We start from the raw sequence: 17,722 nt of genomic DNA, 5'->3' as shown, positions 1-17,722 counted from the left end.
ATCAGGCCTGACGATCCTGTAGCAACGGGGAGACTACACGGCTCAGTGCCTGTCCAATATAATCTAAAAACAGGGTGCCTTGGTTGCTTTGGAAATAGCTGGCATCATAACTGCCGATCGCCAGTATCCCCAAGGTTTCGCCCTTCACCAGCGGCACCGCAGCGGCCGATTTCACTCGGAAAGCTTGATCACGAAAGAGAAACTGGTTTTGTAACTCGGTCAAATTACCACAGCGCGTCTGTGACTGATCCACCAGCGTATCGATCGCCGCAGCCTCTGTACGGGGCATCAATCGCAGATTATTTTGCGCTTCCGACTGATCGCTAAACAACACCAGCGCGGTCGTATCACTGTTGAAATCCTGACAGAGGCTCTCATCGATCGCTACCGCCACGTCGTCGAGGGTTGCCGCATCCATCAACGCCAAGATCATATTCTTGGTTTTAGTGAACTGAATATCGTTTTCCCGGGCCACACCGAGCATATCGCCGAGGTAATCGTGTAATTCGCGATTTTTCTCCCGCAACAGGCTGGTTTGACGTTCGACCAATGAGACGGTATTACCACGCTGATGCGGCACATAGAGCTTTTCTAGCAGGTATTCGTTACCGCTAAAAAAGTCGGGATGTCGTGTTAAATAGTCTGCCACCTGCTCGGCGCTGATATCAGCCGCATTAGCCGTGGCTGAGGTCGCTTGATCGAGGTTTTCCTCGACAGAAGTAGAGTCGCTCATATGAAAATCTGTCCTTCATATACAGTAGTTGCGGGGCCAGTCATGAGTAGCGGTTCACCCTCCCCTGCCCACTCAATCTGAAGTGTGCCACCGGGTAGGTGGACAGTCACTTTATCATCTAACAAGCCGCGCAAGCGACCGGCGACGACCGCCGCACAAGCCCCAGTGCCACAGGCTTTGGTTTCACCGGCGCCCCGCTCATAAACCCGCAAACGGATCTCAGCGCCACTAATCACTTCCATAAAGCCGATATTCGCCTTCGCAGGAAACGCAGCAGCCGATTCTAAGATAGGCCCCCAGGATTCGACCGGTGCTTTATCCACCGCATCGACCACCAGCACCCCATGGGGATTACCCATCGAGACAGCACTGATCTGCACGGTCTGACCATCAACCTCGATCGGATAAGTCACCGCCTGCTGATCCGCTGCAAACGGAATAGCCTCGGGCTCTAGTACCGGCACTCCCATATCGACAACCACCTGCTTATCGTCGGTGATGGTCAGGTAGATCGGTCCTTTTTGGGTTTCCACCGCCACGGTTGCTTTCGCCGTCAGGCGCTTATCACGCACAAACTTAGCAAAACAGCGGGCGCCGTTACCGCAGTGTTCCACCTCACTGCCATCGGCATTGAAGATACGATAACGAAAATCCATATCGGGATCGGTGGGCGGCTCGACAAGCAGCAGCTGATCGAAGCCCACGCCGAAGTTACGATCGGCCAAACGGCTCACAATCGCTGAGTTAACCTTGACCTTTTGTGTCACGGTATCGAGCACCAGAAAGTCATTGCCCAGGCCATGCATTTTTGTAAATCTAACTAGCATATTCATCTCGTCAGGCGCACTGTTCGGACAGTGTTTTGCCTTATCTGTCGGGCTTATCAACTGAGCTTATCCGTTACCGGAGGTCAGCGTATCAGCCCGGTAAAACCGCTTCACCACGCAGTTGATCAACGATCGTTTCACGCTTACGAATAAGGTGGATCTGATTGTCATCGACCATCACTTCCGCGGCCCGGTTACGGGTATTGTAATTAGAACTCATGCCAAAACCATAAGCACCGGCAGAACACACCGCCAGCAGATCACCCGGAGCGATATTCAACGCGCGATCTTTACCCAGAAAATCACCGGATTCGCAGACCGGTCCAACCAGATCAAAACGACGGGCTTCGCCTTCCTGACGCACATCCACCGGAATAATATCCATATAAGCACTATAAAGCGCTGGGCGGATAAGATCATTCATGGCTGCATCGATGATGGCAAAGTTTTTATGCTCGGTGCATTTCAAAAACTCAACCTTGGTAATCATGATGCCCGCATTCGCGGCAATCGAACGGCCCGGCTCAAAGATCAGTTTCAGCGGCCGATCGCCCAACTTATCGATCACTGCGGCAATATATTCCTGCGGTGTTGGCGGCACTTCATCGGTATAACAAACACCCAAGCCACCACCCAAATCGAGGTGCTTAATGCTAATGCCTTGTTCGGCAAGGCCATCGATCAGCAGCAGTAAACGATCTAGCGCATCAAGAAACGGGGCTATCTCGGTCAACTGAGAACCGATATGGCAGTCCACACCCTGCACATCAAGATGACTGAGACTATGGGCATAGGCATAGATCCGTGCGGCGTCGTCGATTGCCACACCAAATTTATTATCCTTCAGACCAGTAGAGATATACGGGTGCGTACCGGCATCCACATCGGGGTTCACCCGCAACGAGATTGCCGCCACTTTATCCAGCGCACTAGCGACACTGTTCAGCCGATCTAGCTCCGCTTCTGACTCAATATTAAAGCAGTGAATACCCAGTTCGAGGGCGCGACGCATCTCATCTTCACGCTTAGCCACCCCAGAAAAGACCACTTTAGAGGGGTCGCCACCCGCTTTAATCACCCGCTCTAACTCACCCAACGAGACAATATCAAAGCCCGCGCCCAGTCGTGCCAGCACATTCAAGACGCCTATATTTGAGTTCGCCTTGACCGCATAGCAAACCAACGCATCACGCCCTTCAAGCGCTTGGGCATAATCCAGATAGGCACGTTCTAGTGCATCACGGGAATAGATGTAGGTAGGTGTCCCATACTGTTCGGCAATGCGACTTACCAGGACTTCTTCGGCACAGAGGTGGCCATTCAGGTATTGAAAATTATCCATTGTCTTCTATCTGCATTCAATTGGGTTACTGCTCAGCAGGGCTGAGTCTATCGCATCAACCACACACCGCTATCACGGTACACTGGCTAACATTCATGTGGTTACTGCTGCGTCGGCGTTGGCGCTTGATCGGGTAGATAAAGATCACCTTTCTGACCACAACCTGCAATTAACAGGGCACTGAAAAAAATGGCTATCCAACAGGCTTTCACGGCGTTTATTCCTGATATTAAGTTAATCGCTCGATTATACAGGGCTGTTGCCATGATGAGTACCTGAACGAACTGCTATATACTCTCTCTCAATGATAATTTTCGCCAAAGAGTACAACACTATGACGAACATGAACGAATCTGAATTTAGCCAAAAAGTTGATGATACCCTCGAACAGATTGAAGAGGTTTTAGATACCGCGGAAACCGATATCGATTTTATGAACAACGGCGGCGTGCTCACGGTAGTCTGTGAAAACAAAACCCAGGTGATCTTTACCCGTCAAACACCGGTAAAACAGTTATGGTTAGCCGCTAAGAGTGGTGGTTTTCACTTCGATTTTAATGGCGAAACCTGGGCCCGCGACAGCGATGGTGCATTGCTCAAAGATGTGCTGACGGCTATTTTGTCAGAACAAGCTGGCGAACAGTTCAGCTTCGACTTGTAAGGAGATCAGCTATGTCCTTTGATAGTGCGCTGCAACGTCATATGCAAACCTTTAACCGCATGCCGGAGATTAAAGCCGATGTGCAAACCCTAGCTGACCAGATCGCAGCGACCTTTACTGCCGGTGGTAAGTTGTTGTTTATGGGCAACGGCGGCAGTGCGGCGGATAGCCAACACCTAGCCGCAGAGTTTGTCGTCCGCTATAAAGCTGAACGCCGAGCGTTACCGGCTATCGCCCTTACCGTCGACACCTCGATTCTGACGGCACATTCCAATGACTATAGCTTCGATTCGGTATTTACCCGACAAATAGAGGCACTTTGTCGGCCGCAGGATCTCGTGATTGGACTATCCACCTCGGGTAACAGCGCCAATGTGGTCAACGCCATTGAAGCGGCACAAAAGATCGGCGCGACCTGCTGGGCTTGGACCGGAGAAGCGGGCGGCAAACTAAACGCCATAGCCGATCACCTTATCAAAGCTCCCTGCAGCGAGACCGCTAGAGTTCAGGAAGTACATATTTTTGTCGGCCACTGGCTCTGTGAAGAGATGGATCGGCTCTTCGCCGCTGAGTAGTCTTAAGCGATACCCGCCTGTTGTTTAACCAAGGCGAGCTGTTGCGCCAGCGCTCCTCGATTAGCGGTCATATAGTTTCGACCTCTAATCCCCATCGCCCGGGCATGCTCCGGGTGATCTAAAAGCTCAGCAACCACCTGCTGTAACTCAGCAGGATCGCTAACCACTTGCAGGGCTAGCGCCTGCTCCATGGTCTCGACTATCTGGTGGAAGTTATGCACATAAGGCCCCATCAAGACAGGTTTGCCTAACACCGCGGGTTCAAGCGGATTATGCCCTCCACGCTCAACCAAGCTGCCACCGACAAAAACAATATCAGCGGCACTATAGAGGGTCATCAACTCACCCATCGTATCGCCTAAATAAACGTCGCAATCCGCTGCAGGTAAAGGTGCCTCGCTGCGTCGATAGGTTCTAAAGCCGGCGTTAACGCTCTGCTCGAAAACCGTTGTAAAACGTTCCGGATGGCGGGGCACCAGTATCAGCAGCAGATCATGATAACGCGATTGCAGATTAGCGAAGACCTCAAGCAGTTGAGCCTCCTCATCGTCATGGGTGCTCGCGCCGATCATCACCGGACGTTCGGCTCCCCATGCCCTCCGCAGCTTAGCGGCATCACTCGCGACACCTTCCGGTGTTTCAATATCAAATTTGATACTTCCGGTGACCTGCAACTTATCCACAGCGAAACCCAGCGCCGTAAAACGATCACCATCCGCCTGATGCTGTACGGCAATGGCTGTCACCTCTTGCAACATCGGCCCAGTCAGCCACTTAAAACGTTGATACCCCCGCGCCGAGCGAGCCGATAAGCGAGCATTGGTCACTAGCACAGGCACATCCCGCTGGGCACAACTGTGGATAAGATTGGGCCAGAGCTCCGTTTCGACAATTACGCAGCTACGAGGTCGAATGCGCCGATGAAAACGACTTAGGGCACAAGGAAGATCATAGGGACAGTATGCATGACCGACACGCTCACCAAAGTGACTTTGCACCCGCGCACTCCCCGTCGGGGTCATACTGGTGATAAAGACCGGTATCTGCGGATGTTCCGCCAGCAGCTTTTCCACTAATGGAATAATCGCCATGGTTTCACCAAAAGAGACCGCATGAATCCAGATAGGACGCGCGCCGGTTAAACGGGGGACAAAACCAAACCGTTCTCGCCAGCGCAAGCGATATTCAGGACTCTGCCGCCCGCGCCGCCAAAGTTTTAGCAATATCAGCGGAGTCAGACAGTAAAATAACAACGAATAGAAAAATCGGGCCATGGAGATAAGCACATTCCAGACATAAAAAATCAGTTTACCATTATCAGCCTGTGATACCGAAGGTATAATGATCGCTGTTAACCGGCGGAATACTTCATGCAAACGATAAAGACAGATCTGGTGATTCTCGGCGGCGGTATCGCTGGTCTATGGCTACTCAACCGCGCTCAACAACAGGGATTTGATGCACTCTTATTAGAAACCGGAGACCTTGGCGGCGTTCAGTCGGTACGCTCCCAAGGCATCATCCATGGCGGCACAAAATATGCGCTCAATGGTGTACTGACCCAAGCCGCCAGTAGCATTGCCGATATGCCATCCCGCTGGCGCGCCTGCCTTGAAGGGCAGGGAGAACTAGACCTCAGTGGTGCACGAATACTCTCAGAAGCGCACTACATGTGGTCGAAAGCATCCCTCGGCGCGAAAATGACCAGCTTTTTCGCCAGCAAAGCCCTAAAGGGTCGAGTGGAAAGCGTCACCGCCAAACAACGCCCCGAAGTATTCAACCATCCACAGTTTCGCGGCAATCTTTATAAATTGAACGAGATCGTACTGGACGTACCATCGGTGATCGAAGCACTGGCGCAGCCGCTACTGCCGCGTATCATCAAAGTCAGCGCCGCTGAGATGCAACTATGTACCGATCAAAATAATATCGAAGCGATACAGTTACCTCAATTACGTATTGAAGCACAACGTTATATCACTGCCGCCGGCGAAGGCACCGAAGCACTGCTGCAACAGTTGAATGTGACTCAACCGCAAATGCAGCGTCGGCCGTTACACATGGTGATGGTTCGTCATGCAAGCCCCTTACCGACCTTTGCTCACTGTATCAGCAGCGGTAGTAAGCCAGTGGTCACTATCACCACACACCCCACCAAAAATGGAGAGCATGTCTGGTATCTGGGCGGAGATTTAGCCGAGGCTGGGGTTAATTTATCCACAGAACAGCAGATTCAAAAAGCGCAAACCATGATCGCCGAACTGCTCCCTTGGATCGAGCTTAAGAATCCCCGCTGGGAGAGTTTCCATATTAATCGAGCAGAGCCAAAACAGTCCTCACTCACCCGTCCAGATTCCGCCTTCGCACAAGCCCAAGGAAACTGCATTATTAGTTGGCCTACGAAATTGGCGCTGGCCCCCGACTTGGCTGATCAAATTCTAGCCATGCTTAAAATACAAGAGATTACTCCCCGTTATCATGCGGATGAGGGCATTACCGGCCAATTAGCGCGGCCCAATATCGCACAACCGGTTTGGGAGACACTCTTTTGTTAAACTTGAGACAGATTGCCGGTACCGACCTTCAGGTGAGCCCCATCGGCCTTGGCACGGTAAAAATAGGACGGGATAAAGGGGTCAAATATCCAGACCATTTCATGATTCCGGATGATCAGCAGGTCCTCCATTTACTCGCCCTGAGCCAAGAACTGGGTATCAACCTATTGGACACGGCTCCCGCCTATGGCCACAGCGAAGAGCGCTTAGGCAGATTACTAAAAGGCCAGCGTAATCAATGGCTAATCTGCAGTAAAGTCGGCGAGGAGTTTGATCCCCAAACAGGGTTGTCACACTTTAATTTTACGCCCGAACATATCCGTTTCAGTGTGGAACGCAGCCTGAGACGGCTCAATACCGATGTGATTGACATCCTACTGGTACATTCCGATGGTAATGATCTGAAACGGATTCATCATGACGGCGTGCTGCAACAACTGGCACAACTCAAAACGGAAGGTAAAATTCGTGCGGGGGGTATGTCGACTAAAACCATCGAGGGGGGAATCGAAACGCTAAAACAGTCGGATATTGCGATGGTCACCTACAACCTAAACGAGCAGCAAGAGTCGCCGGTCATCGACTATGCGCTAGCCCAGCAAAAAGGGATCTTTATCAAGAAAGCCCTAGCCTCGGGCCATATTACACAGGCGTTAACAACCGACCCTGTGCGCGCTAGTTTTGATTTAGTGCTAGGTCATCCGGGGGTCAGTAGTGCGATTATTGGCACAATCAACCCCGACCATTTACGGTCGAATGTCCACGCTGCGGCCGATTGTCTCACCCGCAGCGATTCTTAAGCTATCATGATAGCCGGCACTTGAATGATAAGCTTAGCTGCTCTGAATCTTCTCTACGATCGCCGTAGTTGAGCAGTTATCAAGGAAAGATAGCACCTTCACCTCACCGCCGTAGCTACGCACAAACTCGCCGCCAACCACACCATCGATACCATAGTCGCCGCCCTTCACCAGAATTTCTGGGCGGACCTGCTCCAATAAACGCTCCGGCGTGTCCTCAGCAAAGCTGACCACCCAATCCACGGCTTCAAGCCCCGCTAATACCGCCTTACGACGTTCGACGGGGTTGATCGGTCGCCCCTCGCCTTTCAAGCGGCGCACGGATTCATCATCATTAATCGCTAATACAAGACGATCGCCCTGCGCCCTAGCCTGTTCAAGGTAGCCCACATGGCCTGCGTGCAAAATATCAAAACAACCGTTGGTAAATACAATTTTTTCACCGGCCGCACGGGCATCTTCCAACGCCATAAGCAACTGCTCATCACTCACAACTCCCCGTTCCGACCCCTGCGCCTGATTCACCGCCCTACGTAGCTCCGGCCCACTGATAGCTGCGGTGCCCAATTTGCCTACCACGATACCAGCGGCAATATTAGCGAGCCCCGTGGCGACTTCAAGGCTTTCGCCGGCGGCCAGCGCCGTCGCCAATGTGGAGATAACCGTGTCTCCAGCCCCCGTCACATCAAATACTTCTCGGGCATGGGTGGGAAAGTGAACTTCTTTCTGACCCGGTTTTATCAAAGTCATACCCTGTTCGCTACGGGTCACCAATATAGCCTCAAGCTCAAGTTGCTGCACCAACAACTGAGCTTTTTCCACTAATGCCTGCTCCGATTGGCAGGCACCCACCACCGCTTCAAATTCACCCATATTCGGCGTTAACAATGTCGCGCCACGGTAACGTTCAAACTCCGTTCCCTTGGGATCGACCAGCACCGGCACACCGACCTTGCGTGCCGCATGAATAAGACGTTGAGGGTCACTCAGGGTGCCTTTATCGTAATCCGATAACACCAGCACACCAACGTTTCCGAGTAACGCCTCGACTTGTTGTTGTACTAGCGCCCCATGATCCGCACTAAAGCGCTCTTCGAAATCCAAGCGAATCAATTGTTGATGGCGACTCAGAACCCGCAGCTTAGTGATCGTCGGTTCTTGCTGACTATGGCAGAACTGACAATTCACCCGTGCAGATTCCAGCTGTTGCTGCAACGCTTGCCCCGCTTCATCCTCACCCACAATCCCCACCAATGAGACACCGCCGCCCAGCGCGGTGATATTCAACGCCACATTGGCCGCGCCACCGGGTCGATCCTCCCGCTGATCGACCTTCACCACAGGCACCGGCGCTTCCGGAGAGATCCGTGACGTTGGGCCATGCCAGTAGCGATCCAACATCAGATCACCTACCACCAACACCTGCGCTGTATTTAATTGAGGCATTACCAATTTCATTTTGAGGGCTCCTGCTCGGAAGGCGATACTGAATCATGATCAACGGCGACTTCGGAAAACTGAAGTCGATGAAGGTTGGCATAAATACCATTGTGTTGTAATAGCTGAGCATGTGAGCCTTGCTCAACGATTCGACCAGCTTCCATCACCAAAATGCGATCCGCCTTCTCTATGGTCGATAACCGGTGAGCAATTACCAAGGTGGTCCGCCCCTGCATGACATTATCCAAAGCATCCTGGATATGTCGTTCAGACTCGGTATCCAGTGCCGAGGTTGCTTCATCCAGAATCAAAATCGGCGCATCTTTAAGAATCGCCCGAGCGATCGCAATTCGCTGCCGCTGTCCGCCAGAGAGCAGTGCCCCGTTTTCACCAACCAGAGTATCTAGGCCGTCTGGCAAGTGTTGTACAAACTCAGCCACATGAGCCGCTTCGGCTGCCGCCTCAATCGCCTCTCGGGGACAGTTCGCCATGCTGCCATAAGCGATATTCTCGGCAATAGTGCCATTAAAAAGAATCACCTGCTGATTCACCAAGGCGATTTGACGTCTCAGACTGGTCAATTTATAGGTTTGTATATTTTCCCCATCCAGTAAAATCTCGCCTTCGGTAACGTCATAAAAACGCGGCAACATCCCCGCAAGAGTCGACTTACCACTGCCTGACTTGCCCACTAAAGCGATCGTCTCGCCCGGCTGAATATTCAGATTAATATTATCAAGCACCTTGTTGCCATCAACCTCGTAGGAAAAGCCCACGTTTTTGATCTCCAACGCACCCTTAACCGTCTCAGGATCATGCAAGCCAGTATCTTTTTCTGGGGGCGTATCCACAACCTCGAAGACACTTTCAGAAGCAGCTAACCCCTGCTGGACCATACTGCTAATCTCAGTTAATGAGCGCACCGGTTTAGCCATCAACGCTGCCGCTGAGATAAACGCAATAAACTGCCCAGTCGTCATCTCTTTGATCAGCTCAGGGTCCATCGCCAGGAAGGTCATCAGTGCGATCACACCTGCCACCATCATCTGCACCAAAGGTGTGGTCACTGACTGAGTCACGACCATTTTCATGACCTGCCGACGATTCTGCTGACTGACTTTAGTAAAACGATCAATTTCGAGATCGGTGGCACCAAAAATACGCACGACCTGATAACCTTTAATCGCCTCCGAAGCCGAAGCAGTAATATTCCCCACACTCTTCTGCACATGACGACTAATGCCGCGCATACGGCGGGCAGCGAAACCCACGACCACCCCAACCACAGGCCCGACTACCAAGAACAGTAAGGTTAATTGCCAGTTAAGGTAAAGCATATAGCCAAACAAACCGAGCACCGTAAGCCCTTCACGGATCGCTACTTTCAACGCATTCGTTGCCGCTCCAGTCACCTGCTCAACGTTATAGGTTAGCTTAGCCAGCAACTCACCACTCGAATGTTTATGAAAGTAGCTGCTAGGCAACAGCAATAAATGCTTGAATAGATCGGTTCTTAAATCATGCACCACAAACCGCGCCACATAGGACAGGCCGTAGTTACCCAAAAAGGTACCTAGCCCCCGAATAAAGAAAATCCCCAGCACCGCTAACGCCAACATGCCGCGATTATCCAATTGCCCTGAACCGACGGTATCGACAAAGGCCTCAAGCCACTTTGCTGCAGCCGTTTGAGACCCTGCATATATCGCAAAGCCGACCACACTGACCAGAAAGGCCGGCCAATACTTTTTCACATATTTCAGCAGGCGCAAATAAACCTGTACGCTGTTATCTTTTTTCACAAATAAAAAAGCTCTTTTCGATTCACTATCCACTCGAACAACTAAAGCGATCAAGCCCACACAAATACAGTAGATCTGACTTGATGCTAGTGTTCCTTGAGCACGAATATTATAATTGTTGGATTTTACAGTATCTGGATTAATTGTGGGCAACAAAGAAGCACGCTGGACAGATTTTATTGCACCCAAATATTGGCCAATCTGGCTTGGTATCGGGTTACTACGCCTGATTTCTGCGCTTCCCTATCGCTGGGGATTAGCGATCGGTAAGTACCTAGGTCGAACGCTCTACCGTTTGATGAAACAACGCCGACACATTACGACGGTTAATATTCAGCTCTGTTTTCCAGAACTATCCCCACAAGAGCAGCAACAGCGGGTAAAGGAGGTCTTTGAAAACAATGCGATAGGGCTGATCGAAACCGGCTGGGCGTACTGGAAAGACGAAAACTTTTTTCGCCAACGCACAGAGTTTGTTAATTTTGATCTGTTAGATCAGCAACTCGAAAAAGGCAATGGGGTAATCTTGCTCGGCTGGCACTACTCCTGTTTAGATCTCGCTGGCCTGCTATTTTCATTACATGGCACCCCATGTAGCACACTATATAGAAAACATGACAATCCGATGCTGGACTGGTTTTTTGTTAGTGGTCGGCAGCGATTTGGCTTCCCAGTGGAACGAAAAAAAACCCGCCAGGTACTTCGCGCCCTGCGCAACAATCACTGTATCTGGTATGCCCCTGATCAGGATTTGGGCCGTAAAGGAGCGGTTTTTGTACCTTTTTTTGGGCATCCCGCCGCTACCACAATAGCCACAACGAAAATGCACGCTTTAAATAACTCACCGCTGATCAGATTTGATTGTAGGCGGAAGTCTGATAACTCAGGCTACATTGTAGAGTGCCATAACGTTGAAGGTTTCCCCTCTGGATCAGAAGAACAGGATGCGATTCTCGTCAACCAATCCATCGAAGAGGGTATTCGTAAAGCTCCAGCACAGTATATGTGGGTTCATAAAAGGTTTAAGACAGCACCTGTTCGCGGAGATAATATTTATAAAAAACAGTTATAATTAATGGACACTCCTTCATCAGCAGATATCAATTTAATTTCGCGCAGAACATCCACATCCCAAAATAAATTATTAGGAGCCATTGAAAAGTATGAAATATAACCATCAACACGCCTATTTAATTATGGCTCATCAGCACCAAGATTTATTGATAAAATTACTACTATCACTTGACGATCCAAGAAATGACATCTATATCCACATAGACACAAAATCTGACATTAATACTGAAATTATCACAAAAAAAATAAAACATTCAAAATGTTATTTTATTGACAGAACCTCTGTAAACTGGGGAGGGGCATCACAAATAAAAACTGAACTATCTCTACTTGAACAAGCAACAACCAAAAAAAACTATGTTTATTATCACTTAATTTCAGGCGTATGTATCCCCATAAAAACTCAAGAAAAAATACACGAATTTTTCATGAAAAAAAATGGATTACAGTTCGTAAGCTTTGACCCTGTCGCCAATGAAAATAAATTATTTATAGATAGAGTAAAATACTACCATTTCTTCCAAGATCTTTTTGGTCGCACAAACAATAGACTAATAAAAAAATTAAAAAAACTTAGCCTTTCGATTCAGAAAACACTAAAAATCGACCGAACAAAAAACCATAATGAAATATATTCAAAAGGCGATTCATGGTTCAGCATAACAAACTCATTTGCCTGCCACTTAGTTGCTAATAAAGAAAAAATACTCAGGTCTTATCGATTCACATACTGCGCGGACGAGATATTTCTTCATACAGAACTAATAAAAAACTTGGATAAATTTAAAATTGCTGAAAAAAATTACAGATTGATAGACTGGAAAAGAGGCGGGCCTTATACATTCAAAATCGAAGACCTTTCTCTTATATGCGACTCTGATTCATTATTCGCCAGAAAATTCAACCCTGATATTGACAACGAAATAATAGAGTCCTTATTTAATATAAATTAGTGCTATCGCGAATTCAACTCCGAAGTGCGACACAACTATGCAACCTGAAGCAGCTCTCGAAAGACTGCTTCTGGCTGCCTAAACCCAAGGCACTTTCTTGGTCTTGAATTCAATCGCTTCTCTGCTCGTCGTACATCTTCATCGCTCACCAGGTGTAGATCGATACCTTAGGGGATGTACTGTCGCAATAACCCATTGAAGTTTTCATTCAACCCTCGCTCCCACGATGAGTAAGGGTGTGCGAAGTAAAAATCTATATTGAGCGCATCTGCTATTGCTTTATGCTCGACAAATTCCGAACCATTGTCGGCTGTAATTGTTCGCACCGATGCGGCATACGGCTTCAGCATATCGGTCACTGCATCTCGCACATCAGTTGCTCGCTTAGCCGCTACCTTTCGTACTAGGTACATGCGACTTTTACGTTCTGCCAGCGTGACGAGTGCCCCAGTGCCTTGCTTACACAGAACAGTAGACTTCCCAATCGCCAAAGCGTTCTCTATTTCGACGACCTCAGGTCGCTCGTCTATCGAACGAGGATCGGGTATCACACAACGCTTTGTATTTACGCCTCGTCGATAACGTTTATGTCCTTGCCGTAACGCTTTGTAAAGCGTTCCGCGAGCGATATAACGGTAGATCCACTCATGACTGACCGGCATATCAATTAAATGCCCGACACCGCTAATCTGCTCTGGACTCCAGTGAAGTGACAAACCAAGTTCAACATACTCAACCGTTAATGCCGGTATTTTGTATTTAGTTGCCAAAGCCCTACGCTCTTGAGCTTTCTGCTGAGCCGGTTCAGGACGGTAACCATCCTTTGATCCGTTTAGGTCTAGTTCTCGATAAACGGTTGAGCGATGTACATTAATTGTTTTAGCAATGAAAGCAGGCCGATAACCCTGCGCAAGAAGAATCGATATCCGGTATCGCTTCCCTTCGATCAACTGTTGATATGTCATAGTGATACACTTTATCTTTGGCGAGAAGAGGCGTACCACGGTCAGCAGTTGACCACCTCTCCACCTTTAGCAAAAAGTGTCGCACTTATTATATGAATCCCCATCCCTGTATGCCTTTTCGGTATGAACTGCATTCGCACTATTTCTAATCTTTAGCTCCGAGTTCAAGCTTTCAATTTAGCCCATTTACCCAAGATATAATTTTTTAATCGATATTTAATCGCAATATCCATATGCCTAAATAAAGATGATGATCGTAAATCATCATAAGCAACGTAGCCTAGTTTACCTACATTCAGCTTATACATTTCATATAAGACATATGCACATGAGGAGAGAAGATGCTCCTCAACGAACTTTCCCGTCGTGCCATTTTCCTCAAGTAGCTGACTAACAACAGACGTAAATTCTTTAAATTCAGCAAGCCCTTTAAAGCGATAATCGACACCAAAAAGCTCTTTTATATCGAAACCATTATCAAGGAAGCTTTTTTGAATAAGCATAATTTTATACCGATACATCTCCTCACGCTTTTTAGTTAAGCTACCCCCATGCTTTCGATAATAAAGCAGAACCTCATCCACATTAGAGATTTTAGTAACCTGACTCATTCGATACCAAAGATCCCAATCTTCACATACTTTAAATGATTCATTAAAAAATAGATTATGCTCCTTCAAAATATCTACTCGCATCATTGCGGAGGGGCAGCAGATAACACTTTGGAATAATAAAGCGGCAGCGATGTAGTAGGAGTCAACAGGTAACTTTTTCATACTTCGCTTACCCGTCTCTAGTTCATCTTCAAATGTTACAAAATGAGAACTCACTAAACCGAACTCAGGATGGGACTCTAAAAAACAAACCTGAATCAACAACCGATTAATGGCACTCACATCATCGCTGTCCATAAATGCAACATATTTTCCCTTAGCTGCTTTAATCCCTCTATTTCTTGATGCAGCAACGCCAACATTATAATCATTAGTAATTATTTTAATTTTATTTGACTCATAATTATTAACAATACGCAAGCTATTATCGCTAGAAGCATCGTCAACAATGATAATCTCAAAATTATCATAAGTCTGATTCAGTATCGATTCTACCGCTTCAGCAATATACGTTGCACCGTTATAAACAGGAATTATAACTGATACTAGAGGATAACTTACCATATTCATTACCTAAACCTGAATCCAATCACGAGGAATCATCATTTCACTTAAATATTGCTTTTGTTCATCGGCATACCATTTCTTGGGTGCCAAGATACGTTTATCTACATGCGTGTTGAGCCATGCGCCCCACCAACTAAAAGAGCTATTCGCAATTATATTATGGTCACATTGACTCATCAAAAATATATCTTCGCCAGAAAACCGTTCTTCTTCTGCATCAACATAAAAAGCATTATCAATAATAATATTTTCTTTAACCCAATCAATATCATCAGAAAAATATAATATGAGACATTGTCAAATTTACTATTAACTAAGCCCACCGACTGTTGATAATAATCCAAAGAACATATACCGTGAGTTTTAAGTGCTTCAGCGTTAGTAACATAATCGCCTCGACGAATATGAATAGACACACTAACTTCAGATTTATTTATACTATCAAGTGTATTTTTTGTGTAATCTGAAAGAGGTTCCTGTAACACCAGAGACTCTAACAACTCGCCTCTGATTTTTCGAAAGCATCTCTCACTCTGAAAATAACCAACCAAATAATGATTATCCTCAGGAGACAGCATTTTCTCATCAAATGCCGAGTTCGCCTCTTTAGCAACAGGGCGGCTTTTCTTGCCTTGCAACTGTCGTATCAGCTTTTTACCAAAGCCAATATGAGTCATTGCAGCCACTTCGTCCGAAGAGGCATTATCAACTAACTTATTATAATGATTAAGGCTATAGCCACCATGCAACGTATAGGTATCAAACGCTGATATATCCAGCTTTACATCGTAGCCTTTTTCAACTAAAGACAACGCATAAGCATACTGAAAGAGTTGGTTACCAAGACCTCCAATCAAACGAACAATAACCATATTAACCCCATCAAAAAATCAGAAGAACAATAACAAATTCGATCAACACTTTGTACTGTCAACACAGGCTGCATCTAGCAGCCTTTCTACAATATTTTTATTTAATAATAATTAACGACTACTACTGCCCATTACCATCTGTAACTCCTTCCATACATAATCCCCCGGTAAACTGCCGTAACAAGGGGGCACACCATTTTCAGGACGAGGACAAACCTTCTTTCTGCAGGGTGAACACTCATAATCAGCTTGCAAATTTGTCACATTTTTTCCCTGCGCACCGGTCAGTGCAACACTGGTACTTCCGAAGATAGACACCGTTGGTATTTCCATTGCCGCTGCAACATGCATTAAACCGGTATCAACACCCACCGCTCCAAGACTTCTTGCAATAATACCGCATAGTTCCCATAACGGCATTTTGGGCAACACTTCGCCCCAGTTGGCCTGACTAACGACTCGATCGGCACGACATTTTTCTTCGTCGTTAGCCCAAGGTAACAAGACTCCCTGACCTTTATCTCTCGCTAGCTCAAGAAGACGAATCCATTCGCTCTCAGGCCAATGCTTTGATTGCCAAGTGGTTCCATGTAAGAAAACATACTGTCCCTGCCATTGTTCAGGGCATGGAGCTAGCTTCTCAGGGTCGATGCCAAAATCAGCAGGACCAGAAAGCTCATACCCCAAAGTCTTAGCAAAAAGCAGGCGGACTTTATCAACCGCATTATCAACCGACTGAGTTGCTATACCCTGCTTATAAAACATTCTTGTTTCTGAATCGGTAGCGCTATTTTTATCGGGCCCATAAACCGGAGCGCCGGATAACCAGGCTACTCGTGCAGATTTAATTCGCCCCTGAGCATCGATAACAAGATCATAATGCTGCTGCCTCAATGACTTATAAAATAGCCACTGCTCTTTTAGCGTTGCAAAGGCCAAGCGTCGCTTCTTCCAACGCAAGCGACCATGAGGGACAACCCTCACACCGGGATGTAGCCGGGCAATATCAACAAAAGGCTCCTCACAAAGCCAATCAATCTGTAAACCTTCCATATTCGCTAGTGCATCGCTAACCGCAGGCATGGTATGCAGTAGATCCCCTAAAGAGGACATTTTTACCACGAGTATTTTCTTTATCATCATATAACTTCTATGTAGCAAGACCATGAAAGAACAATTTGCACTAGCTACCCGTTCTCTGATTTATTGTTTAAAGCAATTTTAATCTACTGTTCGGCAATTATCTTTTCAAGCTCAGCTAAACGCACATGACGTCTTTTCAACAATTCTTCTTTACTAACTTTTAAACCTAAAAACTTCTTGAGTTTATTTTTAAAACCACCCATTTCATTGCGGCAGTATATTTCCCTACTCGCCTGAAGGTGCTCTATAATGGGCTTCTCGACATCGTCATATTGCCGATCAAAGATATAAGTATATGCAGAAGAGAGCCGATAGATATCAAGTTTATCACCAACTTCATCAATAGCTTTCTGTAAATTTTCTTGGTCATGTAAGTGAGGATTATCGATCAAAAGCTGCATCCAATACTTAATAAATAATTTCACTTTCTCATTATAAGAAAAGTAAATAGTGCCCGCTAAAACATGTTCAGACCCATCTTTACAAGGTATAAAGTTAACTGCCATATCACAACCTATATTATCAAAAAAAGGCTCAATATTTTCATGAACAAAAGCATCAGCATCTAAATACAAAACTGGGCTTTTATGTTTTTCTAAACTATTTAATATATTTTGTGGTTTTGCATCATTTACTGCTTTCCAGTCATTCGGAGGAACAGCCTTGTAATCATATTTCAACCCTACTCGATCTAAGGATTTGGCCAGCAAGTTATAGGCTCCCCTATACACAGAATCTGTTGTATAAACACCAATAATAATCATATTATGTACTCTTAATATTTCTCACAATCAAAAAT

At 47.0% G+C, this 17,722-nt stretch carries 17 protein-coding genes and 1 pseudogene; 6 read left to right on the top strand and 12 right to left on the bottom strand.

Annotation, left to right across the window (positions count from 1 at the left end; translation table 11 throughout):
* Position 1 precedes the first annotated feature (1 nt).
* The 4 genes from EH243_RS02890 to lptM form a co-directional block, all read right to left on the bottom strand.
* Positions 2–733 (bottom strand): DUF484 family protein, encoded by a 732-nt coding sequence (locus EH243_RS02890; protein ID WP_126157134.1) that lies wholly within the window; start codon positions 731–733, stop codon positions 2–4.
* A complete protein-coding gene (gene dapF / locus EH243_RS02885) occupies positions 730–1,560 on the bottom strand; it encodes a diaminopimelate epimerase (RefSeq protein ID WP_126157133.1) in 831 nt (276 codons plus the stop codon). Before dapF ends, EH243_RS02890 begins: the two co-directional genes overlap by 4 nt.
* A 91-nt stretch (positions 1,561–1,651) precedes the next feature.
* Positions 1,652–2,902, bottom strand: a complete 1,251-nt coding sequence (gene lysA / locus EH243_RS02880; protein ID WP_126157132.1) for a diaminopimelate decarboxylase — start codon at positions 2,900–2,902, stop codon at positions 1,652–1,654.
* Between the two features lie 101 nt (positions 2,903–3,003).
* A complete protein-coding gene (lptM, locus tag EH243_RS02875) occupies positions 3,004–3,114 on the bottom strand; it encodes an LPS translocon maturation chaperone LptM (RefSeq protein WP_206441502.1) in 111 nt (36 codons plus the stop codon).
* 122 nt (positions 3,115–3,236) lie between these two features.
* Between lptM and cyaY the strand changes: the two genes are divergently transcribed.
* A complete protein-coding gene (gene cyaY, locus EH243_RS02870; RefSeq protein ID WP_241234977.1) occupies positions 3,237–3,563 on the top strand; it encodes an iron donor protein CyaY in 327 nt (108 codons plus the stop codon).
* Between the two features lie 11 nt (positions 3,564–3,574).
* Positions 3,575–4,138: a D-sedoheptulose-7-phosphate isomerase gene (locus EH243_RS02865; protein WP_126157130.1), complete on the top strand. Its 564-nt coding sequence runs from the start codon at positions 3,575–3,577 to the stop codon at positions 4,136–4,138.
* 2 nt (positions 4,139–4,140) lie between these two features.
* Here the strand turns inward: EH243_RS02865 and waaA are convergent, their stop codons facing one another.
* Positions 4,141–5,412, bottom strand: a complete 1,272-nt coding sequence (waaA, locus tag EH243_RS02860; protein WP_126157129.1) for a lipid IV(A) 3-deoxy-D-manno-octulosonic acid transferase — start codon at positions 5,410–5,412, stop codon at positions 4,141–4,143.
* A 96-nt stretch (positions 5,413–5,508) separates the two neighbouring features.
* On the opposite strand from waaA, the gene EH243_RS02855 reads away from it, so the two are divergent.
* Both EH243_RS02855 and EH243_RS02850 read left to right on the top strand, forming a co-directional pair.
* Positions 5,509–6,693 carry an FAD-dependent oxidoreductase gene (locus EH243_RS02855; protein ID WP_126157128.1) on the top strand — a complete coding sequence of 395 codons (1,185 nt, stop codon included), beginning with the start codon at positions 5,509–5,511 and terminating at the stop codon, positions 6,691–6,693.
* Complete coding sequence (locus EH243_RS02850; protein WP_206441489.1) at positions 6,687–7,493, top strand: aldo/keto reductase; 807 nt, start codon at positions 6,687–6,689, stop codon at positions 7,491–7,493. Before EH243_RS02855 ends, EH243_RS02850 begins: the two co-directional genes overlap by 7 nt.
* A 33-nt stretch (positions 7,494–7,526) precedes the next feature.
* Here the strand turns inward: EH243_RS02850 and hldE are convergent, their stop codons facing one another.
* Together hldE and msbA are read right to left on the bottom strand one after the other, a co-directional pair.
* The gene (gene hldE / locus EH243_RS02845) at positions 7,527–8,951 is read right to left on the bottom strand and encodes a bifunctional D-glycero-beta-D-manno-heptose-7-phosphate kinase/D-glycero-beta-D-manno-heptose 1-phosphate adenylyltransferase HldE (RefSeq protein ID WP_126157126.1); all 1,425 of its coding nucleotides are present in this window, start codon (positions 8,949–8,951) and stop codon (positions 7,527–7,529) included.
* Entirely contained in the window at positions 8,948–10,735 is a 1,788-nt protein-coding gene (msbA, locus tag EH243_RS02840; protein WP_126157125.1) for a lipid A export permease/ATP-binding protein MsbA, read from the bottom strand. Before msbA ends, hldE begins: the two co-directional genes overlap by 4 nt.
* Before the next feature lie 145 nt (positions 10,736–10,880).
* Here msbA and lpxL point away from each other — a divergent pair, with 145 nt between their 5' ends.
* Together lpxL and EH243_RS02830 are read left to right on the top strand one after the other, a co-directional pair.
* The gene (gene lpxL / locus EH243_RS02835; protein ID WP_206441487.1) at positions 10,881–11,807 is read left to right on the top strand and encodes an LpxL/LpxP family Kdo(2)-lipid IV(A) lauroyl/palmitoleoyl acyltransferase; all 927 of its coding nucleotides are present in this window, start codon (positions 10,881–10,883) and stop codon (positions 11,805–11,807) included.
* A gap of 91 nt (positions 11,808–11,898) precedes the next feature.
* Complete coding sequence (locus EH243_RS02830; RefSeq protein ID WP_126157124.1) at positions 11,899–12,762, top strand: beta-1,6-N-acetylglucosaminyltransferase; 864 nt, start codon at positions 11,899–11,901, stop codon at positions 12,760–12,762.
* A 167-nt stretch (positions 12,763–12,929) separates the two neighbouring features.
* On the opposite strand, the gene EH243_RS02825 is transcribed toward EH243_RS02830, so the two are convergent.
* The 5 genes and pseudogenes from EH243_RS02825 to EH243_RS02800 form a co-directional block, all read right to left on the bottom strand.
* Positions 12,930–13,727: an IS30 family transposase gene (locus tag EH243_RS02825; protein WP_420897529.1), complete on the bottom strand. Its 798-nt coding sequence runs from the start codon at positions 13,725–13,727 to the stop codon at positions 12,930–12,932.
* A 164-nt stretch (positions 13,728–13,891) separates the two neighbouring features.
* Complete coding sequence (locus EH243_RS02820) at positions 13,892–14,911, bottom strand: glycosyltransferase family 2 protein (RefSeq protein ID WP_126157123.1); 1,020 nt, start codon at positions 14,909–14,911, stop codon at positions 13,892–13,894.
* A 3-nt stretch (positions 14,912–14,914) separates the two neighbouring features.
* Positions 14,915–15,486: pseudogene (locus EH243_RS18860) on the bottom strand (alpha-1,2-fucosyltransferase).
* A gap of 405 nt (positions 15,487–15,891) precedes the next feature.
* The gene (gene waaC / locus EH243_RS02805; RefSeq protein WP_164549036.1) at positions 15,892–16,923 is read right to left on the bottom strand and encodes a lipopolysaccharide heptosyltransferase I; all 1,032 of its coding nucleotides are present in this window, start codon (positions 16,921–16,923) and stop codon (positions 15,892–15,894) included.
* 83 nt (positions 16,924–17,006) lie between these two features.
* Positions 17,007–17,687: a hypothetical protein gene (locus EH243_RS02800; RefSeq protein ID WP_126157120.1), complete on the bottom strand. Its 681-nt coding sequence runs from the start codon at positions 17,685–17,687 to the stop codon at positions 17,007–17,009.
* Positions 17,688–17,722 lie beyond the last annotated feature (35 nt).

The sequence above is a fragment of the Amphritea opalescens genome (assembly GCF_003957515.1).
Lineage (GTDB): Bacteria > Pseudomonadota > Gammaproteobacteria > Pseudomonadales > Balneatricaceae > Amphritea > Amphritea opalescens.
This window is presented reverse-complemented; position numbering and strand designations above follow the sequence as displayed.

Coding starts and splice junctions, on each gene's coding strand:
- EH243_RS02890 (WP_126157134.1), bottom strand. CDS start 733: ATGAGCGACTCTACTTCTGTCGAGGAAAACCTCGATCAAGCGACCTCA.
- dapF (WP_126157133.1), bottom strand. CDS start 1,560: ATGCTAGTTAGATTTACAAAAATGCATGGCCTGGGCAATGACTTTCTG.
- lysA (WP_126157132.1), bottom strand. CDS start 2,902: ATGGATAATTTTCAATACCTGAATGGCCACCTCTGTGCCGAAGAAGTC.
- cyaY (WP_241234977.1), top strand. CDS start 3,237: ATGACGAACATGAACGAATCTGAATTTAGCCAAAAAGTTGATGATACC.
- EH243_RS02865 (WP_126157130.1), top strand. CDS start 3,575: ATGTCCTTTGATAGTGCGCTGCAACGTCATATGCAAACCTTTAACCGC.
- waaA (WP_126157129.1), bottom strand. CDS start 5,412: ATGGCCCGATTTTTCTATTCGTTGTTATTTTACTGTCTGACTCCGCTG.
- EH243_RS02855 (WP_126157128.1), top strand. CDS start 5,509: ATGCAAACGATAAAGACAGATCTGGTGATTCTCGGCGGCGGTATCGCT.
- hldE (WP_126157126.1), bottom strand. CDS start 8,951: ATGAAATTGGTAATGCCTCAATTAAATACAGCGCAGGTGTTGGTGGTA.
- EH243_RS02830 (WP_126157124.1), top strand. CDS start 11,899: ATGAAATATAACCATCAACACGCCTATTTAATTATGGCTCATCAGCAC.
- EH243_RS02825 (WP_420897529.1), bottom strand. CDS start 13,727: ATGACATATCAACAGTTGATCGAAGGGAAGCGATACCGGATATCGATT.
- EH243_RS02820 (WP_126157123.1), bottom strand. CDS start 14,911: ATGAATATGGTAAGTTATCCTCTAGTATCAGTTATAATTCCTGTTTAT.
- waaC (WP_164549036.1), bottom strand. CDS start 16,923: ATGATGATAAAGAAAATACTCGTGGTAAAAATGTCCTCTTTAGGGGAT.
- EH243_RS02800 (WP_126157120.1), bottom strand. CDS start 17,687: ATGATTATTATTGGTGTTTATACAACAGATTCTGTGTATAGGGGAGCC.